General features: G+C 60.9%; 23 protein-coding genes and 2 pseudogenes. 11 read left to right on the top strand and 14 right to left on the bottom strand.

Annotated elements, in window-relative coordinates; genetic code table 11:
- The first annotated feature begins 38 nt into the window (after positions 1 to 38).
- Positions 39 to 1,652: an inorganic phosphate transporter gene (locus tag CAF80_RS23010; protein ID WP_085667983.1), complete on the top strand. Its 1,614-nt coding sequence runs from the start codon at positions 39 to 41 to the stop codon at positions 1,650 to 1,652.
- A 54-nt stretch (positions 1,653 to 1,706) separates the two neighbouring features.
- On the opposite strand, the gene CAF80_RS23005 is transcribed toward CAF80_RS23010, so the two are convergent.
- Entirely contained in the window at positions 1,707 to 2,603 is an 897-nt protein-coding gene (locus tag CAF80_RS23005) for a LysR family transcriptional regulator (protein WP_085667982.1), read from the bottom strand.
- A 120-nt stretch (positions 2,604 to 2,723) separates the two neighbouring features.
- Here CAF80_RS23005 and CAF80_RS23000 point away from each other — a divergent pair, with 120 nt between their 5' ends.
- The gene (locus tag CAF80_RS23000; protein ID WP_085667981.1) at positions 2,724 to 3,479 is read left to right on the top strand and encodes an SDR family NAD(P)-dependent oxidoreductase; all 756 of its coding nucleotides are present in this window, start codon (positions 2,724 to 2,726) and stop codon (positions 3,477 to 3,479) included.
- 59 nt (positions 3,480 to 3,538) lie between these two features.
- Here CAF80_RS23000 and CAF80_RS22995 read toward each other — a convergent pair whose 3' ends face one another.
- Complete coding sequence (locus tag CAF80_RS22995) at positions 3,539 to 3,976, bottom strand: multidrug/biocide efflux PACE transporter (protein ID WP_074688259.1); 438 nt, start codon at positions 3,974 to 3,976, stop codon at positions 3,539 to 3,541.
- 88 nt (positions 3,977 to 4,064) lie between these two features.
- On the opposite strand from CAF80_RS22995, the gene CAF80_RS22990 reads away from it, so the two are divergent.
- The gene (locus tag CAF80_RS22990) at positions 4,065 to 4,919 is read left to right on the top strand and encodes a LysR family transcriptional regulator (protein ID WP_085667980.1); all 855 of its coding nucleotides are present in this window, start codon (positions 4,065 to 4,067) and stop codon (positions 4,917 to 4,919) included.
- 1 nt (position 4,920) lies between these two features.
- Here the strand turns inward: CAF80_RS22990 and CAF80_RS22985 are convergent, their stop codons facing one another.
- The gene (locus CAF80_RS22985) at positions 4,921 to 5,757 is read right to left on the bottom strand and encodes a LysR family transcriptional regulator (RefSeq protein WP_039766163.1); all 837 of its coding nucleotides are present in this window, start codon (positions 5,755 to 5,757) and stop codon (positions 4,921 to 4,923) included.
- A gap of 111 nt (positions 5,758 to 5,868) precedes the next feature.
- Here CAF80_RS22985 and CAF80_RS22980 point away from each other — a divergent pair, with 111 nt between their 5' ends.
- Positions 5,869 to 6,594, top strand: coding sequence for an SDR family oxidoreductase (locus CAF80_RS22980; RefSeq protein WP_039766160.1), 726 nt, complete (start codon positions 5,869 to 5,871; stop codon positions 6,592 to 6,594).
- 266 nt (positions 6,595 to 6,860) lie between these two features.
- On the opposite strand, the gene CAF80_RS22975 is transcribed toward CAF80_RS22980, so the two are convergent.
- From CAF80_RS22975 to CAF80_RS22965, 3 genes are read right to left on the bottom strand one after another with little or no spacing between them, the layout of a single operon-like run.
- On the bottom strand, positions 6,861 to 8,105 hold the full coding sequence (locus CAF80_RS22975) for an RNA polymerase sigma factor (protein ID WP_085667979.1): 1,245 nt from the start codon (positions 8,103 to 8,105) through the stop codon (positions 6,861 to 6,863).
- The gene (locus tag CAF80_RS22970) at positions 8,098 to 8,442 is read right to left on the bottom strand and encodes a YciI family protein (RefSeq protein ID WP_007951101.1); all 345 of its coding nucleotides are present in this window, start codon (positions 8,440 to 8,442) and stop codon (positions 8,098 to 8,100) included. The genes CAF80_RS22975 and CAF80_RS22970 overlap by 8 nt, the downstream gene beginning before the upstream one ends.
- Before the next feature lie 40 nt (positions 8,443 to 8,482).
- Positions 8,483 to 8,908 (bottom strand): nuclear transport factor 2 family protein, encoded by a 426-nt coding sequence (locus CAF80_RS22965; RefSeq protein WP_085667978.1) that lies wholly within the window; start codon positions 8,906 to 8,908, stop codon positions 8,483 to 8,485.
- Between the two features lie 142 nt (positions 8,909 to 9,050).
- Here CAF80_RS22965 and CAF80_RS22960 point away from each other — a divergent pair, with 142 nt between their 5' ends.
- Entirely contained in the window at positions 9,051 to 9,536 is a 486-nt protein-coding gene (locus CAF80_RS22960; protein WP_085667977.1) for an N-acetyltransferase, read from the top strand.
- Between the two features lie 17 nt (positions 9,537 to 9,553).
- The gene (locus CAF80_RS22955; protein ID WP_074688270.1) at positions 9,554 to 10,159 is read left to right on the top strand and encodes a pyridoxamine 5'-phosphate oxidase family protein; all 606 of its coding nucleotides are present in this window, start codon (positions 9,554 to 9,556) and stop codon (positions 10,157 to 10,159) included.
- Between the two features lie 178 nt (positions 10,160 to 10,337).
- Here the strand turns inward: CAF80_RS22955 and CAF80_RS22950 are convergent, their stop codons facing one another.
- The 3 genes from CAF80_RS22950 to CAF80_RS22940 all read right to left on the bottom strand — a co-directional run bounded on the left by CAF80_RS22950 (position 10,338) and on the right by CAF80_RS22940 (position 12,369).
- The gene (locus tag CAF80_RS22950) at positions 10,338 to 10,826 is read right to left on the bottom strand and encodes a GNAT family N-acetyltransferase (RefSeq protein ID WP_085667976.1); all 489 of its coding nucleotides are present in this window, start codon (positions 10,824 to 10,826) and stop codon (positions 10,338 to 10,340) included.
- Positions 10,827 to 11,143: 317 nt separating this feature from the next.
- The gene (locus CAF80_RS22945) at positions 11,144 to 11,638 is read right to left on the bottom strand and encodes a GyrI-like domain-containing protein (protein WP_085667975.1); all 495 of its coding nucleotides are present in this window, start codon (positions 11,636 to 11,638) and stop codon (positions 11,144 to 11,146) included.
- 68 nt (positions 11,639 to 11,706) lie between these two features.
- On the bottom strand, positions 11,707 to 12,369 hold the full coding sequence (locus CAF80_RS22940; RefSeq protein ID WP_039766147.1) for a LysE family translocator: 663 nt from the start codon (positions 12,367 to 12,369) through the stop codon (positions 11,707 to 11,709).
- 139 nt (positions 12,370 to 12,508) lie between these two features.
- Between CAF80_RS22940 and alaC the strand changes: the two genes are divergently transcribed.
- Positions 12,509 to 13,717, top strand: coding sequence for an alanine transaminase (gene alaC / locus CAF80_RS22935; protein ID WP_074688274.1), 1,209 nt, complete (start codon positions 12,509 to 12,511; stop codon positions 13,715 to 13,717).
- Between the two features lie 192 nt (positions 13,718 to 13,909).
- Here alaC and CAF80_RS22930 read toward each other — a convergent pair whose 3' ends face one another.
- Both CAF80_RS22930 and CAF80_RS22925 read right to left on the bottom strand, forming a co-directional pair.
- A complete protein-coding gene (locus CAF80_RS22930; RefSeq protein ID WP_085667974.1) occupies positions 13,910 to 15,262 on the bottom strand; it encodes a GntP family permease in 1,353 nt (450 codons plus the stop codon).
- Positions 15,263 to 15,346: 84 nt separating this feature from the next.
- A complete protein-coding gene (locus tag CAF80_RS22925) occupies positions 15,347 to 15,880 on the bottom strand; it encodes a gluconokinase (protein ID WP_007951121.1) in 534 nt (177 codons plus the stop codon).
- 216 nt (positions 15,881 to 16,096) lie between these two features.
- Here CAF80_RS22925 and CAF80_RS22920 point away from each other — a divergent pair, with 216 nt between their 5' ends.
- Positions 16,097 to 17,128 (top strand): LacI family DNA-binding transcriptional regulator, encoded by a 1,032-nt coding sequence (locus CAF80_RS22920; protein ID WP_039766142.1) that lies wholly within the window; start codon positions 16,097 to 16,099, stop codon positions 17,126 to 17,128.
- A gap of 127 nt (positions 17,129 to 17,255) precedes the next feature.
- On the opposite strand, the gene CAF80_RS22915 is transcribed toward CAF80_RS22920, so the two are convergent.
- Complete coding sequence (locus tag CAF80_RS22915) at positions 17,256 to 18,128, bottom strand: LysR family transcriptional regulator (RefSeq protein WP_085667973.1); 873 nt, start codon at positions 18,126 to 18,128, stop codon at positions 17,256 to 17,258.
- Positions 18,129 to 18,249: 121 nt separating this feature from the next.
- On the opposite strand from CAF80_RS22915, the gene CAF80_RS22910 reads away from it, so the two are divergent.
- The 3 genes from CAF80_RS22910 (at position 18,250) to CAF80_RS22900 (ending at position 20,957) form a co-directional block, all read left to right on the top strand.
- Positions 18,250 to 18,690 carry a PACE efflux transporter gene (locus CAF80_RS22910; protein ID WP_039766137.1) on the top strand — a complete coding sequence of 147 codons (441 nt, stop codon included), beginning with the start codon at positions 18,250 to 18,252 and terminating at the stop codon, positions 18,688 to 18,690.
- Positions 18,691 to 18,815: 125 nt separating this feature from the next.
- Complete coding sequence (locus CAF80_RS22905; RefSeq protein ID WP_085667972.1) at positions 18,816 to 20,237, top strand: MFS transporter; 1,422 nt, start codon at positions 18,816 to 18,818, stop codon at positions 20,235 to 20,237.
- A gap of 153 nt (positions 20,238 to 20,390) precedes the next feature.
- Entirely contained in the window at positions 20,391 to 20,957 is a 567-nt protein-coding gene (locus CAF80_RS22900) for a hypothetical protein (RefSeq protein WP_085667971.1), read from the top strand.
- An 86-nt stretch (positions 20,958 to 21,043) separates the two neighbouring features.
- On the opposite strand, the pseudogene CAF80_RS29310 reads toward CAF80_RS22900, so the two are convergent.
- Both CAF80_RS29310 and CAF80_RS29305 read right to left on the bottom strand, forming a co-directional pair.
- A pseudogene (locus CAF80_RS29310) lies at positions 21,044 to 21,472 on the bottom strand (methyl-accepting chemotaxis protein); the annotation flags it as partial.
- Positions 21,473 to 21,592: 120 nt separating this feature from the next.
- Positions 21,593 to 22,363 (bottom strand): annotated as a pseudogene (locus CAF80_RS29305) (PAS domain-containing protein); the annotation flags it as partial.
- Positions 22,364 to 22,507 lie beyond the last annotated feature (144 nt).

The raw sequence follows: 22,507 nt of genomic DNA, 5'->3' as shown, positions 1-22,507 counted from the left end.
TGGGCAACACTCCTTCCCCCGCTCAGGATTGTCCGCCCATGGCTACTCCCTCCCTGACCGCCAGCCCGGCCTCCGCTGCCAGTGGCAGGCCGGCGCTCGACAAAAAAACCGGCCCCTTCACTTACGTGGTGTTCTTCGCCGTGCTGGCCATGGGAATGCTGTTCACCGCCTACAGCCTGATGCACGACATGCACGAACTCGGCACGGTGGTCACCACCTGGACCCCATTCCTGCTGCTCGGCGTAGCGCTGTTGATTGCACTGGGCTTCGAGTTCGTCAACGGCTTCCACGACACCGCCAACGCCGTGGCCACGGTGATCTACACCCACTCTCTGCCGCCGAATGTGGCCGTGGTGTGGTCGGGATTCTTCAACTTCCTCGGCGTGCTGCTGTCCAGCGGTGCAGTCGCATTCGGCATCATTGCGCTGCTGCCAGTAGAGTTGATTCTGCAAGTCGGCTCGTCCGCCGGTTTCGCGATGATCTTCGCCCTGCTGATCGCGGCGATCCTGTGGAACCTCGGCACCTGGTGGCTGGGCCTGCCGGCCTCGTCATCGCACACGCTGATCGGTTCGATCATCGGCGTCGGCGTGGCCAACGCGTTGATGCATGGTCGCGACGGCACCAGCGGTGTGGACTGGGCCCAGGCGACCAAGATCGGTTACGCGCTACTGCTGTCGCCGCTGGTGGGTTTCGGTTGCGCAGCGCTGTTGCTGCTGGCGCTGCGCGCGTTCGTGAAGAACCGTTCGCTGTACAAGGCACCGGAAGGCAACACCCCGCCGCCGTGGTGGATTCGTGGTCTGCTGATCCTGACCTGCACCGGCGTGTCCTTCGCCCACGGCTCCAACGATGGCCAGAAAGGCATGGGCCTGATCATGCTGATTCTGGTCGGCACCCTGCCGATGGCTTATGCACTGAACCGCACCATGCCGGAAGAACAATCGCTGCAATTCGCCGCTGTCGCTCAAGTGACCCAGCAAGCGCTGGTGAAAAGTGCGCCACTGCCGGCACCGGCCGATCCACGCGCCGTGCTCTCCGACTACGTGCGAAGCAAGGAAGCCACGCCGCAACTGATCCCCGCCCTCGCCGTCCTGACCGGGCACATCGGTGAAGAAGTCAAAGGCTACGGCTCGCTGGCGAAAGTCCCGGCCGAGGCCATGGGCAACGTGCGCAACGACATGTACCTGGCCAGCGAAACCATTCGCCTGATGGACAAGAACAATGTCGGCAGCTTCGACGCCGACACCAGAGGCAAGCTGCAACTGTTCAAACAGCAGATCGACAACGCCACGCGGTTCATTCCGCTGTGGGTGAAGATCGCCGTGGCGATTGCCTTGGGGCTGGGCACCATGGTCGGCTGGAAGCGGATCGTGGTCACGGTCGGCGAGAAGATCGGCAAGACCCATCTGACCTACGCCCAGGGCGCCTCGGCGGAAACCGTGGCGATGCTGACCATCGGCGCTGCCGACATGTTCGGTCTGCCGGTGTCGACCACTCATGTGCTTTCGTCCGGTGTGGCCGGGACCATGGTCGCCAACGGTGGCGGTTTGCAGATGAAGACCATCCGCAATCTGCTGATGGCGTGGGTACTGACGTTGCCGGCGGCGATTCTGTTGTCGGGCAGCCTGTATTGGCTGTTTACCCAGATTTTCTGATCCACCCCAAATCCCTGTGAGAGCCGTTGCTCCCACAGGGATTTGCGGCAGGAATCAGAGCGTCGAACGAATCAAATCCCCCAGCCAGTCCATGAACACCCGCACCCGCAATGGCAGATGCCGCTGCCGCGCGTACAACAGTGATATGCCCATCGCCGGCGCGGTGTATTGCGGCAGCACGGTGACGATCTCGCCGCTGTCCAGATAGGTGTTCATCCCGGTGCGCGGCACCTGGATCAGACCAAACCCGCCCAGGCACGCCGACTCGTAGGCATCGGTGCTGTTGACCGTCACACTGCCGGCCATCGGCACCCGGTGGACCTGTCCGTCCTGCTCGTAGACAAACCCTTCCGAACGCGAACCCAGCACACCGACGTAGTGCACCAACCGATGCTGCGCCAGATCTTCAAGTGTCTGCGGCACGCCGTAACGCTCGAGATACGCGGGGCTGGCGCAGTTGATCATGCTGAAATCCCCCAGATGCCGCGCCACCACCGATTGATCGGGCTGCGCGCCGATGCGCAGCACGCAATCAAAACCTTCGGCGAGCAGGTCGACCCGACGATCGGTGCTGCTGATTTCCAGTTCCAGGTTCGGATGACGGGCCATGAATTCCGGCAACTTCGGCATGATCAGCCGCCGCGCCAGAATGTTCGGCATGTCAATCCGGATCCGCCCGGTCAGCGACGCTTCGTCCTGACGGAACAGGTTTTCGATTTCGTCCATGTGCGACAGCAGATCCTTGCTCCGCTCATACAGCGCGAGGCCGTCCTGAGTCGCCTGGACCTTGCGCGTGGTGCGTTGCAGCAGGCGCGTGCCGAGCAGGCTTTCCAGCGCCTGCACCTGCTCGGACACCGTCGAGCGCGGCAGCCCGAGACTCTCCCCCGCCATCGTAAAACTCGACAATTCGCTGACCCGGACGAAGGTGCGCAGCAGTTCCAGTTTGTTCATGGGCCACCCATTGATTGTTCGGACAGTTCGACCAGTGATTCCGGTTTCAGTCTGTTTATCACCTCATGGCGGATAAATAAACTTTGCCCCATCAACCGTCACCGCCATCGAGGAAAACCCATGAACCGCAAAATCGCATTGATCACCGGTGCCAGCCGTGGCCTGGGCAAGAACGCCGCCCTGCACCTCGCCGCGCAAGGCGTGGACATCATCGGCACCTACAACAGCCGCGCCGATGAAGCCCAGGCGCTGGTGCAGGAACTGGAATCGCTAGGCGCCAAAGCCGTGATGCTGCAACTGGATGTCGGCCGCAGCGAAGGCTTTGCCGATTTCGCTGTGCGAGTCGAGCAGGCGCTGCAACAGCTTGATCGTCCGCGCTTCGATTTCCTGATCAACAACGCCGGGATTGGCGTGCATGCCTCCTTCGCCGACACCACGCCGGAGCAGTTCGACCTGCTGATGAACATACAGCTGAAAGGGCCGTTCTTCCTGACTCAGCAACTGCTGCCGCTGATCAACGATGGCGGGCGGATCATCAACATCTCCAGCGGTCTGGCCCGCTTCACCCTGCCGGGTTATGCCGCTTACGCTGCGATGAAAGGCGCGATGGAAGTGCTGACCCGTTATCAGGCCAAGGAGCTGGGGGCGCGGCAGATCGCGGTGAATATCCTGGCACCGGGCGCCATCGAAACCGACTTCGGCGGCGGCGCGGTGCGCGACAATTCGGCGCTGAACGCCATGGTCGCCAGTAACACCGCACTGGGCCGTGCCGGGCAGCCGGATGACATTGGCGGTGCGCTGGCGCTGCTGCTGTCGCCGGGAGCGCAGTGGATCAACGGTCAGCGGATTGAAGCGTCGGGCGGGATGTTTCTCTAAACCTGCACAAAGTCCGGACAAAAAAAATCGCAGCCCTCACAGGCGGCGATTTTTTGTTTTCAGCTCTGGCAAACGCTGCGCATCACCAGCCGTTCGCGCACCACGTCATAACCCCAGTGATAAACGTAGGTGTATGGCAGGAAGAACAGCAGCACGCCGATGTCGAGCAGGAACGCCTGCCACAGGCTGACCGACAGCCACCAGGCAATCAGCGGCACGCCCATCACGATCAACCCGCCCTCGAACAGCAGCGCGTGCGCCACTCGCACCCAGGCGTTGTGGGCGATGTTCCAGCGCTTGAGCATGCGGTCGAAGAAGCCGTTGAACACCACGTTCCAACCCAAGGCCAGCAACGCGATGGCGATGGTGACGGCGCCCATTTCCACCAGCGGCTTGCCCATGATCCACGCCAGCAATGGGGTACAGATCAGGATCGCCAACAGTTCGAAACCGATGGCCTGGAAGATACGTTCAGTGATGGATTTGTTGGCAGTCATGGCCGAAGTCCTCTGTGAAGATGGTTGCCATGATCCAGCACTACACCGATACTTCATAACCAATAACCATCGATCAAGGCGATAGTTAATGGCTTCTCAGGAAGTGTTGCTGGCGTTTGTCCAGGCGGCGACTCAAGGCTCGTTTTCAGCGGCAGCGCGCAAGCTCGGGCGCAGTCAGTCGACCGTGAGTGCGGCGGTGGCGAGTCTGGAGATTGATCTGGATCTGGTGCTGTTCGACCGCAGCAGCCGCAAGCCGACGCTGACCCCGGCCGGGCACGTGATGCTGCAACGGGCCGAGGCGATTCTGGCGGCCACCAGCCGCCTGGAAATGACCGCCCGGCAATTGGCTCAGGGCGTCGAGCCGAAACTCACGGTGGCGATTTCCGACACTTATCAGTCCGACCGTTTCGAAGCGGCACTGGTGGGCTTCGAACAACGTTATCCGGACCTGGAGCTGGAATGCCTGATCGCCGAGTGCGATGACCTGATCGAACTGGTGCAGCGCGGTCGAGCGCATCTGGCGTTCGCCGAAATGCAGGACAACTACCCACCGGATCTGGCGAGCGCGACCGTCGCCGAGCGTACGGAAATCGCTTTGTTCGTGGGACGTGGTCATCCGTTGGCGACGCACGATTCCATCGATCAAACGATCCTTGAACAGCATCGCGAGCTGCGCCTGGCGACCATCGTCAATCCCTATGACAGTCGCGGCAAAGGCCGGGTGTGGTCGGCGCCGAGTTATCTGATGCTGCTGGAAATGGCAGAGAAAGGTTTCGGCTGGGCGCCGCTGCCGCGCTGGCTGGTGGAGCGTTTCGGCAATGACTTGCTGGTGGAACTGAAGATGCGCGGCTGGCCGAAACCGGTGTTCGTCGATGCCCTGTGGTCGCGGCTGTACCCGCCGGGGCCGGCGGGGAGCTGGTTGCTGAGCAAGATGCTGGAATAGCTTAGGCCGCCTCGATCGCTGCCGGGCGGTTCACCTGAAAATACTCGTGCAACCCACGCATCGTCGACAACTCCAGCGCCTGCGCCGCGTAACACAATCCCACCCGCCGGGTCGGCGCCGGCAGGTGCAGCGCGCGCACGACGATGCGCTCATGCCCGCTGACCAGTGACTGCGGCAACATCGCCACACCGACACCCGCCGCCACCATATGCAACGCCTGTTGCAGTGAACCGGCATGTCCCGCCACCGCTTCCGGCGAGCGTCCGTACAGCGCCATCAACCGCTGATGTGAAGGATGCTGTGGGCAGGTGATCCAGTCCTCGATCGGCGCCCAGCCGGCCTGCGCGTTGGCCATCGGATGATCGAGAGGCAGCGCCATCACATAGGACTCTTCCCACAGCGGCAGGAACAGTTCGTCCTCGCAGCACATTTCCTCGACCGCCAACCGACCGTCGCCATGACAGCCCTCCTCCAGGGTCAGCAGCAGATTGGGCATCGCCTGATGGGCCATCCGCACAAAGGCTTCGATGTGGCTGGCGGCGATGTCGCCTTCGATGCCGAGGGTCAGCGGCGCACGGTTTTCGCGGCCGCGAAACATCCGGCTCAGTGCCTCTGATTCGGCCACCATCCGTCGTGCCTGTGGGTATAGCAGTCGCGCTTCGTCGCTGACGTCCACACCACGAGGCTGACGCACAAACAGCGTTGCGCCGAGCTCCTCTTCCAGCTGTTTGATGGTCACCGACAACGTGGGCTGACTGATGAACAGCCGTTGCGCGGCAGCGGTGATGTTGCGTTCTTCGAACACCGCGAGGAAGGCTTTGAGATGGCGGATATCCATAGGAGATTCCGATAGCAGACAGAGGAATAAGGCATTTTTCAGCCTCCAGCGGGCTAAATATACTGCGTCACGAATCTGGTTATTTGTTTTTCTTATCTCAGGAGTTCAACCATGAGCAAGCCCTTGATCATCATCACCGGCGCCAGCTCGGGCATCGGCGAAGCCACCGCCCGCCGCTTGAGCGCTGCCGGCCATCCGCTGCTGTTGCTGGCCCGGCGCATCGAACGCCTCGAAGCACTGGCCCTGCCGAACACCCTCAGCCGCCGCGTCGACATCACCGACCGCGCCGCATTGCTGGCCGCTGTGGCCGAAGCGGAAGCGCAGTTCGGCCCGGCCGATGCGCTGATCAACAACGCCGGGGTGATGCTGCTGGGCGAGATGAGCAAGCAGGACCCGGCACAGTGGGACCAGATGCTCGACGTCAACGTGAGAGGTCTGCTCAACGGCGTGCACGCGGTGGTCGCCGGGATGATCGAGCGCAAGCACGGCACGATCATCAACGTCAGCTCGGTGGCCGGACGCAAGACGTTCCCGAACCATGTGGCGTATGTCGGCACCAAGTTTGCGGTGCATGGATTGTCGGAAAACCTGCGTGAAGAGTTGTCGCCGCATAACGTCCGGGTGACCACGATTGCGCCGGGCGCGGTGGAGACCGAGTTGCTGAGCCACACCACGGATGAGGCGATCAAGAGCGGGTACCAGGCCTGGAAGCAGGACATGGGTGGCACGGTGTTGAGTGCCGAGGATGTGGCGACGGCGATTGCTTATGCGTATGGGCAGCCGCAGGGGGTTTGTATTCGGGAGATTGTGATGGCTGCTACTCGGCAGCAGGCCTAAAAGCGAAAGGCAAAATCAAAAGCGCCCTCACCCTAACCCTCTCCCGGAGGGAGAGGGGACTGACCGAGGTGTCTTGCGTCATACATCGACCTGAAAAATCGAGTCGATTATGGATTCACGGCGAATTAGTTCACGTCGGCGTCGAGGTGACTTACGTGAGAGTAAGACCTGAAAGATCTGGTCGATTATGGATTCAAAAAAACACTTTCAGGTCGGCGTATATCCCCAATATCCCCGGATCGGTCCCCTCTACCTCCGGGAGAGGGCTAGGGTGAGGGCAAGCGATCCAAAGCCGAAAGCCGCCCCTCGATAAACCGCCGCTCCGGCTCTTGCCGGGTCAATTCCAGGGCACGCCGGTAAGCCGCCCGCGCCTCTTCAACCCGCCCCAACTGCCGACAAAACTCCGCCCGCGCCGAATGCGCCAGGTGGTAATCCTGCAAATCCCCACGCCTCAAAATCCCTTCAACCAGGGTCAACCCCGCCAGCGCCCCGTCACGCTTGGCCACCGCCACCGCCCGGTTCAACTCGATCACCGGCGACGGCACCGCCCGCAGCAACACGTCATACAGCCCGACGATCTGCGCCCAGTCCGTCTCCCCCGCCGTCGGCGCTTCGGCATGCACCGCCGCAATCGCTGCCTGCAGGCAGTAAGGCCCGAAGCGTCCCGTGGTCAGCGCCTTTTCCACCAGATCGCAGCCTTCGGCAATCAACTCGGCATTCCACAATCCGCGATCCTGATCATCCAGCAGAATCAGTTCACCATCAGGCGAAGAGCGCGCCGAACGCCGCGATTCATGCAACAACATCAACGCCAGCAAGCCCATGACTTCCGGATCCGGCAACAACTCCAGCAACAACCGCCCAAGGCGGATCGCCTCGCGGGTCAGGTCTTCGCGGGTCACCTGGGCGCCGCCGGATGCCGAATAGCCTTCGTTGAACACCAGATAAATCACCCGCAACACGCTGTCGAGGCGTTCGGGCAATTCGCTCAGGCTCGGTACTTGATAAGGGATTTTCGCGTCGCGGATCTTGGCCTTGGCCCGCACGATGCGTTGGGCAATCGCCGCCGGGGCCGAGAGGAATGCCCGGGCGATTTCCTCGGTGGTGAGGTCGCAGACTTCACGCAGGGTCAGCGGCACCTGCGCGTCCGCCGCCAGCGCCGGGTGGCAGCAGGTGAAGATCAGGCGCAGGCGGTCGTCTTCCACGTCTTCGGCGTCCCATTCGGACTGTTCCAGTTCTTCCAGTTGCGCCAGCAATAACGGCTGCGAGGCCTTGAACCGCGCCCGACGGCGCAACACGTCGATCGCCTTGAAGCGCCCGGTGGACACCAGCCAGGTTCGCGGATTGTCCGGCACGCCGTCGCGCTGCCAGCGTTCGACCGCGACGAAGAACGCCTCGTGCAAGGCTTCTTCGGCGAGGTCGAAATCGCCGAGCAGGCGGATCAGGGTCGCGAGGATCCGCCGCGAGTCTTCGCGATAGACCTGCTCGACCCGCGCCCTGACTTCAGACATTCAACTGGCGCACGGGACGCACTTCGACGCTGCCGACCCGGGCCGCCGGAATGTTGCCGGCGACCTGAATCGCTTCGTTGAGGTCCCGCGCGTCGATCAGGTAGAAACCGGCCAACTGCTCCTTGGTCTCGGCGAACGGGCCGTCGGTGATCGACAGCTTGCCGTTGCGCATGCGCACCGTGGTGGCGGTCTGCACCGACTCCAGCGCTTCGGCGGCGACCATCCGGCCGCTGCCCTGAATCGACTCGGCGTAGGCCCAGCACTCGGCATCTTCCGGGCTGTCGGGCGATGAATGCAGCAGGCGCTCATCGCTGTAGACCAGGCATAAATACTTCATGGCGTTCTCCTGAATCGGACGGATCAACTATGGCTGAAGATCAGGGTTTCGCATCGAACAGGGTCGCGCCGCTCATCGGATCGAACGGTGCCGACCAGTGTTCGTGGGCAATTTTCCAGGCCCCGCCGACCTGCCGGTAACAGGCGGTGACGCGCATCCAGCAACTCTGGGTTTCGCCCTTTTCATTGGTCCCGCCGCAATTGGCGACCCAGTGGGCGAAGGCGATGTTGTCGGCGGTCTCGATGGCGATTTCGTGGAACTCGAAAATGTGCGGGCCGGGGCACATTTCCATGCAATCCACCCAGTGCGCGCGGTAGGCCGGCTTGCCCTTGAATTGCAGGGCCTTGATCGCATCGAAGGAAACGATGTCGTCGGCGTACAGGGCCATGACTTTTTCCACGTCCTTGGTCATCACCGCCTCGCGGTAGGTATCGATCAGGCTTTGAATCTGCGCTTGCGTACTCATGGTGTTTCTCCCTGGTTTTTGTTGTGAAGACACCCTTAGTCGTTCGGCGATTTGCCGGATCGACAGTTGAAACAAAAAAATTCCGGAGAAGACAAACTCGCTAGAATCCGAGGCTCATCTTTGTAGGAAAAAGGAAATTCCCGTGTCAGCCCGACTCGTGCCTTACGAAAGCCTGAACGCCACCCAACGCCAACAGGTCGAGGCCATTGAAATCCACGCCGAGCAGATCAAGTTCTCCGGCGACATCCACGGTGCGTTGCACACCCTGCTGTCGAAGCCCGGCCCCGGCGTGAAGGGTTTTGCGCTGCTGGCCGAAGACGTGCCAGTGGCCTTCCTGCTGCTCAAACGCCCGCCGGTGTCGCCGGAATGGGCCGATGAACACAGCGCCACCCTGCATGCGTTGCAGGTCGATCATCGCGCCCAGGGCAAGGGCTATGGCAAGGCTTGCCTGCTGGCGTTGCCGGAGGTTGCACGTCAGGCCTGGCCGGAAATCAAAGGGCTGGAGCTGTCGGTGGACGCCGACAATGACGCCGCGATTGCGCTGTACGCCAAGTACGGTTTTGTCGACAGCGGCGAAGCGTACAAGGGGCGCATCGGTTACGAGCGGCGCATGGGCCTGTTTTTCTAATCGTCGGGGGAGCAACGATGATCGATTCAATCGAAGCGCTGGAAGCCATCTACGGCTTGCCCCACGAACGGGCGGTGCGCAAGCAGATCGGCTTTCTCAACGAGGACTATCAGGCGATGGTCCGGGTCTCGCCGCTGGTGATTGTCAGCTCGGTGGGTGCCGACGGCATCGACGGCTCTCCGCGCGGCGATACGCCGGGGTTTGTGCGGATCATTGACGAGCGCACCCTGGCCCTGCCGGATCGCCCGGGCAACAACCGCATCGATACCTTGCGCAACGTGCTGCACGATCCGCGGGTGTCGCTGCTGTTCATCATTCCGGGGATTGGCGAGACGTTGCGGGTCAACGGCACCGCGTCCATCAGCGCTGATCCGCAGTTACTGGATAGCTTCGCGGTGAACGGCAAACCGGCGCGCACGGTGTTGCTGGTGACGGTGGAGGCGGCGTTTTTTCATTGCTCCAAGGCATTCGTGCGTTCGGATGCGTGGAATCCGCAAACCCACTTGCCGCGCTCGGCGCTACCCACGGCGGGTGCGTTTCACAAGCGTCTGAATGATGGGCAGTTTGATGCCGAGGCCTATGATCGCGAGGCCCCGGCCAGAGTACGTGACACCCTCTACTGACCCCGCCCACCGATCGTTCCCACGTCGAGGCGTCGAACCGTCTGCGTGGGAATGCAGACTTTGACGCTCTGCGTCACGACGGTGCCAGGCGTTGCATCAGTGGTGCGGCAGGAACGCGGAGCGTCCCGGGCTGCATTCCCACGCAGAGCGTGGGAACGATCAGGTCAGAGGTTCTTCTTCAGAGGGTGAGGATCATCTCGTGCCACGCCATCCCGCCGTGGTCGGACTCGGACGGTTTGATGTAGGCAAAACCGAATCCGGCGTACAGCGGGATGTGCCGCTCCTTGCACATCAGGTGAATCGTCGCCTTGCCCTGCTCGCGCATGCGTTCGATAAATTCGCCCAGCAGACGCTTGGCCAGGCCCTGGCCCTGATAGTCCGGGTGCACCACCACCGACATGATCACCACGTTCGGCCCCGCCGGGTCGTGGCCGATCAACTCCTTGAACGCCTCGTCGGACATCTGCACGTCAAATGCCGCGCCGGAGTTGATGAAGCCGGCTACCTGCCCGTCCACTTCGGCGACGATGAAACCGTCCGGCCAGGTGGCGATGCGCGTGGCAATCTTCTCGCGGGTCGCGGCTTCGTCGCCTTCATAGGCGAGGGTTTCGATGGCGTAGCAGCGGTCCAGGTCGGCGACTGTGACGTGGCGGATGACGGTGTTCATGGCGGCTCGAAATCAGTGGAAACAAGGCCGCCAAGGATAAAGGAATAAGGTGTTCATATCGATCCGCACGGGCGGCGTAAAGCCTGCGTATAAGCGCTTTTCTTCGGATTCGGGACGGTCTATTTCTGGTGCCTGTCTCTGATCACCCGAGGGGGGAACCGTTTATGAGCAGCGTGGAAATCGGTTTGTTGATGGTGTTGGGCATCAGCTTCTTCGGCTTTATTACTCTGGGCATCGACCTGTTGCGGGCACGACGGATCAAGGGCAAGTAAGGCTCGACCGGCAGCGCGAAGCGGGTTCGCGCTGCCGGTCGCCGATCAGGTTTTTTTTTCCACCGGGACGCAGATTTCCAGCTTGCCGGTATTGAGCTTCGGATTGAAATCGGCGCTGTAGCGTTCCAGCTCCGGGGCGTTGAGCCCTCTGTACTCGGACGCCGGCAGCCAGGTGTTGTAGATGTAATCAATGGTCTGCGGCAGCTGATCCAGCGAACCCTTGTGTTCGAACACCGCGTACTGGCGCGGGAGGATTTCGATCCACGGATACTTTTCCTGTGGAAACTCATCGAGCTTGCTGATCTCGACCCCGGCCATGTAGTCAAAACCGCCATTACCGTCGAAATTGCTGCAGACACCGTAAGTCACTTCGCTCTTCTGCCCCGGAATATGCCCGATGTGCGGGATGAGTTTTTCCCACAGTGCAGAGATGTCCCGAACGGTCTCTTTGGTGAAGCGATCGCGAAATCCTGCAATCAGCAGGAAGTGTCCATGTTCGAAGCGAGGTTCAGCCACTTCGACGCGTTTTTGCTCATCCATGACTCGACTCCTTGAACGAAAAAAGTGGGTTCGGCTGGGAGTATAGAAGCCAAACCCGATTCGCACATTTACAGCGTATGCAGGGCCTCGGCGGCGCCGGAACCGACGAACTCGTTATAACCGGATACGATCACGTAGACCGCGAAATAGCAGAAGATCGCTGCCGATGCCATGTAGGAATAGCGCAGCAGTTTGTCGCCCAGCAACTTGCCGCCATGGCTCGCGGCAAAACACAGTCCCGCCGACCACAGCAGCCCGGCGCACAGGAAACCACCGAGAAACAGCGCCGAGCTCAAAGGACCGCCGCCACCGGAACGGGCGATCAACGTGCCGCCCACGGCCGCGAACCAGAGGATGGCGCTCGGCGATGACATGGCGAGAAAGATCCCACGGAAGAATTCCTTGCGATGGGAGTTCTGGCCGACTTCGGCGGTCGCCGCCAATTGCGCCTCGTGGTGGATCGCCGAATAGATCATCTTCGCCGCGAAGTAGATCAACAGCGCTGAACCACCGATCCACAGCACCCAGCGCACGGTTTCGTATTGCAGCAGAACGGTCATTCCGGCCAGCGCCAGCACCGCGTAGATCAGGTCGCCGACGCAGGTGCCGAGACCCAGCGCGAAGCCTTGAAAATAGCCGCGCTGCATCGCCAGGGTGATCATCGCGATGTTGGCCACGCCGATATCCAGGCACAGCGAAAGGCTCAGCAAGAAGCCGCTGGTGAATTCCATTAACCGATTTCCTTGGGAAAAATTTGTTTACAAATGCGCTGGACAGTCTGCCATCGCTGCCCTTATCGTCCGCCACAGGTCACCGCAGTGACCAGCGTCGCTCGGACGGTTCCGGGCGCTTACGTTATCCGAGGCAACAATGGCTGAACAAGGTTCGCCGCGCCGCTTTGCGCGCATAGATCGACTCCCCCCTTACGTTTTCAACATCACCGCCGAGCTGAAGATGGCTGCCCGACGTCGCGGCGAAGACATCATCGACTTGAGCATGGGCAACCCCGACGGCGCCACGCCGCCGCACATCGTTGAAAAACTGGTGCAGGTTGCACAACGCGAAGACACCCACGGTTACTCCACGTCCAAGGGCATTCCGCGCCTGCGCCGGGCGATTTCCAACTGGTACAAGGAACGCTACGAGGTCGAGATCGACCCGGAAAGCGAAGCCATCGTCACCATCGGTTCCAAGGAAGGCCTGGCGCACCTGATGCTGGCGACCCTGGATCAGGGCGACACCGTGCTGGTGCCGAACCCGAGCTACCCGATTCACATCTACGGTGCCGTGATTGCCGGCGCCCAGGTGCGGTCGGTGCCGCTGGTGCCGGGCGTGGACTTCTTCGCCGAGCTGGAACGGGCGATTCGCGGCTCGATCCCGAAACCGAAGATGATGATCCTCGGCTTCCCGTCGAACCCGACCGCGCAGTGCGTGGAGCTGGATTTCTTCGAGCGGGTGATTGCTCTCGCCAAACAGTACGACGTACTGGTGGTGCACGACCTGGCTTACGCCGACATCGTCTACGACGGCTGGAAAGCCCCGTCGATCATGCAGGTGCCGGGCGCCAAGGACATTGCGGTGGAGTTTTTCACCCTGTCCAAGAGCTACAACATGGCGGGCTGGCGCATCGGCTTCATGGTCGGCAACCCGGAACTGGTCAGCGCGCTGGCGCGGATCAAGAGCTACCACGACTACGGCACCTTTACCCCGCTGCAGGTGGCCGCGATTGCTGCGCTGGAAGGCGATCAGCAATGCGTGCGCGACATCGCCGAGCAATATCGCCAGCGCCGCAATGTGCTGGTCAAAGGCCTGCATGAGCTGGGCTGGATGGTCGAGAACCCGAAAGCTTCGATGTACGTCTGGGCGAAGATTCCCGACGCCTACGCGCACCTCGGCTCGCTGGAATTCGCCAAGAAACTGCTGGCCGAGGCCAAGGTCTGCGTCTCGCCGGGTGTCGGCTTTGGCGAGTACGGCGACGATCACGTGCGCTTTGCGCTGATCGAAAACCAGGATCGGATTCGTCAGGCCGTACGCGGGATTCGCGGGATGTTTCGGGCTGATGGCCTGGGCACTAAGTAACTGCCTCCTCCCCACCTGATCGTTCCCACGCTCCGCGTGGGAATGCAGCCCGGGACGCTCCGCGTCCCTGCCGAAAGCGGACGCAGAGCGTCCATTGAGGCATTCCCACGCGGAGCGTGGGAACGATCACTCGCGAATTGCACCCACAAAAAAACCGCATCGCTGCGGTTTTTTTGTGTCTTGCGTTCGAGGTTAAACGAACAGCGACAGCAACAGAATAAAGCCCAAACCCACCACCGACAGGATGGTTTCCATCGCGGTCCAGGTCTTGAAGGTCTCGGCGACGGTCATGTTGAAGTACTGCTTCACCAGCCAGAAACCGGCGTCGTTGACGTGGGACAGAATCAGCGAGCCGGCACCGGTGGCCAGCACCAGCAGCTCACGGTTCACGCCCGGAATCATCCCCACCACCGGCACCACAATGCCTGCACCGGTGATGGTCGCCACGGTGGCCGAACCGGTCGCGATGCGGATCACCGCGGCCACCAGCCACGCCAGCAGGATCGGCGAGATCTGCGCGCTGACCGCCATGTGGCCGATCACGTCGCCCACGCCGCTGGTCACCAGCATCTGCTTGAAGCCACCACCGGCACCGATGATCAGGATGATCGCGGCAGTCGGCGCCAAGCTCGCGTCGAGCCATTTGAGCATCTGCTGAGAACCGATGCCCTGCTTGTGACCGAAGGTGTACAGCGACAGCAGCAATGCCAGCAGCAGCGCCGAGATCGGGTGACCGATCATGTCCATCCATGTGCGGAAGAAATGACCGTCCGGCAGCGCCACGTCAGCGAAGGTTTTCAGCAGCATCAGGAACACCGGCAGCAGCACGGTGACCAGGGTGATGCCGAAGCTTGGCAGCTCCTGCGAGTCCGACTCACGGGCCAGTTGATCGACCAGTTCCTGATTCGGCGTACCGGGAATGTGCTTGGCGATGAACGTACCGAAGATCGGGCCGGCGATGATGGCGGTCGGCAGCGCGACGATCAGGCCGTACAGAATGGTCTTGCCGATGTCGGCACCGAACACGCCGATGGCCAGCAGTGGGCCCGGGTGCGGCGGCACCAGGCCGTGCACGGCGGACAGGCCGGCGAGCAGCGGGATACCGATCTTGATGATCGACACACCGGTGCGGCGAGCGACGATGAACACCAGCGGAATCAGCAGCACGAAGCCAATTTCGAAGAACAGCGGAATGCCCACCAGGAACGCGGCGAACATCATCGCCCACTGAACCTTGTCCTTGCCGAACGCGCGGATCAGGGTCTGGGCGATCTGATCGGCACCGCCGGATTCGGCCATCATCTTGCCGAGCATCGTACCCAGCGCGAGGATGATGCCGACGAAACCGAGCACGCCACCGAAACCGTCCTGGAACGCCTTGATGATGGTGCCGATCGGCATGCCGGACGTCAGGCCGAGGAACGCGGCGGCGATGGTCAGGGCAATGAAGGGATGAATCTTGAATTTGGTGATCAGGACGATGAGTCCGATCACCGTGACCACTGCATCGAGCAGCAGATAGGCGTCATGGGACATGCCAAACATTGGGGGTGTCTCCTGGGGTTTGTTGTTGTTATTAAAGCGGGTTAATCAGAAGTCGAAAGGACAGCGCTATCTTCGCAATCACACTCATACCGCCTGTTTCAGGCCATGGGCCTGCCACCAGACGTGAGCTTGCGATGCGAGTTCTTCCACGCTGTGGATCGAAGCATTCAGGGCCAGGGTCAACGGCTCGCCCTTGGGCGATTCGAGGGTGGCGAACTGGCTTTCGATCAAGGTCGCCGGCATGAAATGGCCCGGACGGTGGGACACGCGTTCGGCGGCAACTTCCGGCGTTAGTTCGAGAAACACGAAGCCCAGGCCCGGCAAGGCGCTGCGCAGACGTTCACGATAAATGTGCTTGAGGGCCGAGCAGGTCAGCACCGGGCGTTCGCCCAGGGCATCGACGCGACGAAGTTCGTCGCACAGGCTGTCGAGCCAGCCGGCACGGTCTTCGTCGTTCAGGGGGATCCCCGCGCTCATCTTTTCGATGTTCGCGGCCGGATGGAAAGTATCGCCTTCAATGGCAGTGGCGCCGCTCAATTGGCACAGGGCCTCGCTGACGCACGTCTTGCCGCAACCGGCAACGCCCATGATGACCAGGGCGGTGATGGGATGATTCATGTAACACCTCAGCGCGCAGACAGCGCTACCTTTGCTAGCTATGACTCTAGTGCACAGGCAGAAGTTGCCGACGCCTTCTTGTCGTTTTTTTGGGTTGCAGCAGGTTTTGTCCGTACGCCAAAAAGCGAGGATCAGGCAGGACCTCGCTTACGCATTTGCAGCTGCATAAGGACAGCGCTACCTTAGTGCCTTGATTTTTGTTTGGCAAGCCGCCCGATGACCACCCCTAAAAACGATAAAAACACCCGCACCACCGGCCGTCCCACCCTTAATGAAGTCGCCCGCCTGGCCGGCGTCAGCCCGATTACCGCCTCCCGCGCCCTGCGTGGGGTCAGCACGGTCGCCACCGAATTGGTGGAAAAAGTGCAGAAAGCCGCGCTGGAACTCAACTACGTGGTCAACCCCGCCGCCCGCGCCCTGGCCTCGGCCCAGAGCCATTCGGTGGTGGTTCTGGTGCCCTCGCTGTCCAACCTGCTGTTCATCGACACCCTGGAAGCCATTCATCGGGTGCTCACGCCCAAAGGCTTCGAAGTGCTGATCGGCAACTTCCACTATTCCCGCGATGAAGAAGAAAACCTGCTGCGCAACTACATGGCTTATCAGCCGCGCGGCTTGCTGTTGACCGGCTTCGACCGCACCGAAAGTTCGCGGCGGATGATCGAGGCCAGCAATATTCCCTGCGTCTACATGATGGAGCTGGACAGCGCCGCCGGGGTGAACTGCGTCGGTTTCTCCCAGCTCAGCGCCGGCGAAACGGCTGCCGAACATTTGCTGTCCCGTGGCCGCAAGCGTCTGGCGTACATCGGCGCGCAACTCGATCAGCGCACCCTGCTGCGCGGTGAAGGCTTTCGCAAGGCGTTGCAGAAGGCCGGTCGCTACGACCCGGATCTGGAAGTGCTGACCCCGCGTTCATCGTCCGTGGGCCTGGGTGGCGAGTTGTTCCTGCAATTGCTGGCGGCGCATCCGGATGTCGATGCGATCTTCTTCGGCAACGACGACCTGGCTCAGGGCGCCCTGCTCGAAGCGCTGCGCAACGGGATCAGGATCCCCGAGCAAGTGGCGATCCTCGGCTTCAACGACCTGCCGATGTCGGAACACATGGTGCCGCGCCTGAGCAGCATCAACACGCCCCGCGAAGCGATCGGCAAGCGTGCAGCGGAACAGATGCTGACATTGATGGCGGGCAACAGCGTGGCGCGGCCGGTCGAAGACATGGGCTTCGAACTCAAAATCCGCGAGAGCACCTGACCTCTGAGCCTTCTGTTTGATCGTTCCCACGCTCCGCGTGGGAATGCAGCCCGGGACGCTCCGCGTCCCTTCCAGAGCCGGACGCAGAGCGTCCATTGAGGCATTCCCACGCGGAGCGTGGGAACGATCACCGTCCGAGTATTTCAACCAATGCCGCCGCACCCTTCTGTAGCGGCTGGCTCTTGAGCCATACCGCATGCACCGGCAGCACCAGGCCGTTTTCGATGTTGCGGAAATTCAGGCGTTTGAGCCGTCCGCTATCAAGCCAGGGCTGCACCACCGACAGCGGAAAATTGCCCCAGCCCAACCCTGCCTCGACCATCTCCAGCGCCGTTTCCAGGTTGTCGGTGCGCCAGTGGGATTCGGCCACCAGTGGCCGGGTTTCGCTGATCGGCAAATCACGACTGCCGACGACGATCTGCCGCACATGCACCAAGTCCTCGAGAAACAGATCCTGCCCCTGCAACAACGGGCTGTCCGCCGCCAGCGTGGCGATCATCCGTTCACTGCCGACGAACTGAAACCGTTCCAGCACATTCACGCTCAACCCGGCGAACGCCAGGCACACGTTGACTCGACCACTGTGAAGCATCGCCAGCACGTCATCTTGCGGTGCAGTCAGCACTTCAATGTCGAGCAGCGGATGACGCTCGCTGATGTCCTTGATCGCTGTCAGCAAACGTCGGCGGTCGATATCCGCCGCCACACCTATCGACAACTTGCTCTCCAGCCCCAGCGACAACTGCACCGCATGCACCTGCAATTGCTTGAGCTGATCGGCGATCAGCCGCGCATGGGGCACCAGCGACAGCGCCATTGCCGTCGGTTGCGGTTCGCGATGGCTGCGATCAAACAGCGAGTAACCGAGTTCGGCCTCCAGATTGCCGATGGCCATGCTCACCGCCGACGGGACTTTGCCCAATACCCTGGCCGCTGCGGAAAACGAGCCGCGCTCAATCACGGCGAGAAACAGTTCGATGCTTTCACTGTTGAAATTCACTTCACACACCTATCAATAAAACTGAAAGCTACTGACTTTTTCTGTCACCTGCATTGAAGCTATCTTTCGTCGCCTTCGCCAGCCCCACTGGCCACAAGTCGCAAGAAAGAGGCAATTCCCCATGCAAGGCGTTAAACGCAAACTGGTCTATGTGTCGCTCTATGAAGTGATCGGCATGACCTTCTCCGCCCTGGGCCTGGCCTTGTTGTCCGGCACCTCGCCCGGCAGCACCGGCCCGCTGGCGGTGATCATCACCAGCATCGCCGTGACCTGGAACTTCATCTACACCTCGCTGTTCGAGCGCTGGGAAAGCCGTCAGGTGTCGCGCACCCGCACGGTGAAACGGCGCATCGCCCACGCCGTCGGCTTCCAGCTGACGCTGATCGTGTTCCTGATTCCGCTGATCGCGTGGTGGATGAACATCAGTCTGGTGCAGGCCTTTTTGCTGGATCTGGCACTGATCGTGTTCATCCCTTGCTACACCTTCGCGTTCAACTGGCTGTTCGATAAGGTGTTCGGCCTTCCGGCATCGGCACTACCGGATGCGCAGCCCGCGACATAAATCGTTAATTGGTAAGCGGATATTGCAAGAAATCGGCGGTTTTCCCTCACCAACCGCCGATATAAACAATCCTTGATTTCCGATAGCAGGCTAAGCTTTTCCATCAATAAAAAATGGATCAGCCCATGACTGCACACGCCCCCGCCGCGCAACGCGACGGCATCGACCCGATACGCGCCGCCGAGATTTCCGCCCGCATCGACCGCCTCCCCGCAGTCGCCACCCTCTGGCGGCTGGTGGCGCTGCTGTCGATCGGTGGTTTTTTCGAACTCTACGACCTGTTCCAGACCGCCTACATCAGCCCCGGCCTGATCCGCGATGGCATCTTCGCCACCGGCAATCAGGGCGTGTTCGGTTTCTCCGATCAGGCTGCGTTCGCCTCAGCGACGTTCCTCGGTTTGTTTCTCGGCGCCAGTCTGCTGAGCCCGATGGCCGATCGGTTCGGTCGGCGGGCGATCTTCACCTTCGCGCTGGTCTGGTACACCGTGGCCACGGTACTGATGGGCGTGCAGAGTTCGGCGTTGGGGATCATCTGCATGCGTTTTCTGGTGGGCATCGGCCTCGGCATCGAACTGGTGACCATCGACGCCTACCTCTCGGAACTGGTGCCCAAGCGCATGCGCAGTTCGGCGTTTGCCTTCGCGTTTTTCGTGCAGTTCCTGTCGGTGCCAGCGGTGGCGCTGATGTCCTGGTGGCTGGTGCCACAGGCGCCGTTCGGGGTGTCCGGCTGGCGTTGGGTGGTGTTGGCCAGTGCGGTGTTTGCGCTGTTCATCTGGTGGTTGCGCAAGCGTCTGCCGGAGTCACCGCGCTGGCTGGCCCAGCATGGCCGTTTCGATGAGGCGAACCGGATTCTTGACGGTATCGAGGCGCGTTGTGAGAAGGATCACCGTCAGGCACTGGATGCGCCGGAAGCGGTAGCCGTCGACGTTGAAGGCAAGGGCCGTTTCGCCGATATCTGGCAACCGCCCTATCGCCGCCGCGCGTTGATGCTGATCGTCTTCCACATCTTCCAGGCCATCGGTTTCTTCGGCTTCGGCAACTGGCTGCCAGCATTGCTCTCCGGCCAGGGCGTCAGCGTCACGCACAGCCTGATGTACGCGTTCATCATCACCCTCGCCTACCCGCTCGGGCCGCTGCTGTTCGTCAAATTCGCCAACCGCTTCGAGAACAAATGGCAGATCGTCGGTTCAGCCCTCGGTGCCATGACTTTCGGTACCTTGTTCGCGTTGCAGACCAGCGCCTTCGGCCTGATCTTCTGCGGGGTGATGATCACCTTCTGCAACGCCTGGCTGAGCTTCAGTTATCACTCCTATCAGAGCGAACTGTTCCCCACCAACATCCGCGCCCGGGCGGTGGGGTTCTGCTATTCGTTCAGTCGCTTGTCGACGGTGTTCAGCAGCCTGCTGATCGGTCTGTTCCTCGATCACTTCGGGACACCGGGCGTGTTGGCGTTCATCGTCGCCAGCATGCTGATCGTGATGCTGACCATCGGCTACTTCGGCCCCCGCACCCGCAATCTGGCGCTGGAAAACATCGCCCATCGCTGACGGACAACGGTCATCCTCTGCCGCCCACCGGCAAGGGATGACCGCTTTGCCGGTTCACCAAAAACCACAAGCCATTGAAATAAAAGAAATTATTAGATAGGCATGGTAATTGCTCCCTAGGGCTGACAGTCATTACCTACAGGTCCTTTCATCATGTTGGTCAGTGCAAAACAACAGCAAATCATCCACCTGCCCAAGCCGCTGAATGACGATGCAACCGCCACGGCCGCGGCCGGCCTGCAAGGCGGTCTGCATGGCGCGATGCTGCAGACCCTGCAAAACCAGGCCCAGGCGCAAACCGCCGAAGCCAACGCCAAAGTGCAGGAATCAGCCACCCAACTGGCGACCCAGCAAGTCAGCGAAGCCACGCGTATCAGCGACAACGTCGACGAAGCGTTCGCCAAGACCCGTGTCGCCCTGCAAACCTCCGATACTTCGCCGAGCAAATCCACAGGCTCATCGGCCCTGGATGAATTCAAGGACTACATGAGCAAAACGCCGGAACAGCGTCTGCGCGACAGTATCCTCAAGGAAATGGGCCTGACCGAAGACGACATCAAAGCCATGCCGCCGGAGAAACAACTGGCCATCGGCAAAGAAATCGCCGAGCGACTGCAGGACAAGATGAAGCTGGCCGAAGCCGAGAAGCAGAACAAGCAAGACGCCAACTCGGCGAAGATCAGCGACGAGTCGGCTGACAAGTTCCTCGCTTCGCTCTGACTGCTGCCGGTTGAATCGGATTAAACACTGACACCTGTGGGAGCGGGCTTGCCCGCTCCCACAGGTTTTTCGGATGTTGCGATCAGTCAGTTCAACTGCAACGTCTCGTTGAACTGGCTGATCGCATCCACCACATGCCGCGAGCCCTGCTGAATCTCCCGAATCGCATCCCCCGCCTCGTTCGCCAGTTCCACCCCGAGCCCGGTGCGGCTCAGGCTCGACTGCATGCTCGACACTGCGCTCAGTGACAGCTCATGGTTCTTGCGCACCACGTCGACGATCTCCACGGTCGCCTGGCTGGTTCGCGCCGCGAGGCTGCGCACTTCATCCGCCACCACCGCAAAACCACGCCCGTGTTCACCCGCGCGCGCCGCTTCGATGGCGGCGTTGAGCGCCAGCAGGTTGGTCTGGTCGGCAATCCCGCGAATGGTCTGGACGATGGTGCCGATGATGTCCGACTGCTTGCTGACTGCATCGATGCTCAGCGCCGCTTCGTTGAGGTCGCGGGAAATGTCCTGAATGATCTGCACCGTTTGCTGCACGACCTGTGAGCCTTTTTGCGCGCAGGCGTCGTTTTGTACCGAAGTGCTGTGGGCCGATTCCGCAGCGGTCTGCAAGGTAGTCATCTGGTGAGTGATATCGCTAGCGAACTTCACCACTTTGTACAACCGGCCCTTGGCGTCGAACAGCGGGTTGTACGACGCTTCGAGGTAAACGGTCTGTCCGGACTTGTTCTTGCGCTCGAAGCGGTGCGAGTGATATTCGCCGCGATTGAGCGATGCCCAGAACGCCTTGTACTGCGCGGACTCGGCTTCGACCCGATGACAGAACAGACTGTGATGATGGCCAACGATTTCGTTGAGCGAGTACTGCATGGTCTTGAGGAAGTTGTCGTTGGCCGTGATCACATTGCCTTCCGGGGTGAACTCGATCACCGCCATAGAGCGACCGATCGCCGCCAGCATGCTCTCTTCTTCCTTTTCCTTGTTCACACGCGCGGTGATGTCCGCCGCCACTTTGATCACACTTCTGACTTGTTTGTCCGGGCCATACACCGGCATGTAACTGGCTTCGAGCCAGATCTCCCGCCCACTCTTGTTCAAGCGCAGGAAAGTCCCGCTGATGGGTTCGCCACGGGCCAGGTCACGCCACAACTTGGCGTATTCCTCGCTGCGATAAAATTCTTCTTCACAAAAAATCCGGTGATGTTTGCCACGCACTTCATCGGCGCTGTAGCCCATGGTCTTGCAGAAGTTCTCATTGGCATCCAGAACGATGCCCTCGGGGGTGAATTCGATCATTGCCATCGAACGGCTGATCGCCGCCAGCTTGGCGTTGGCTTCGGTCAGGGCACAGCTGAAACGTTCGATTTCCTGCAGATCAGCCTTGTGATGTAGGTTGAACATGTCTCTATCACCTTCCGCGCGTTCTTTTGATTTGATGAAAGTTCAGGTCTTTCAGAATCCACCACTACGTTCCACAGAACAGGCACACGCCTTCCTCCACGGGAGGAAGTTGTCAGGTGATAAGCGATGATTAATCAAAGAGTC

This window comes from Pseudomonas sp. B34(2017) (assembly GCF_002112915.1).
GTDB classification, from domain to species: Bacteria; Pseudomonadota; Gammaproteobacteria; order Pseudomonadales; family Pseudomonadaceae; genus Aquipseudomonas; species Aquipseudomonas pharyngis.
Note: the sequence above shows the minus strand (reverse complement) of the source record. Positions and strands in the feature narration are given on the sequence as shown.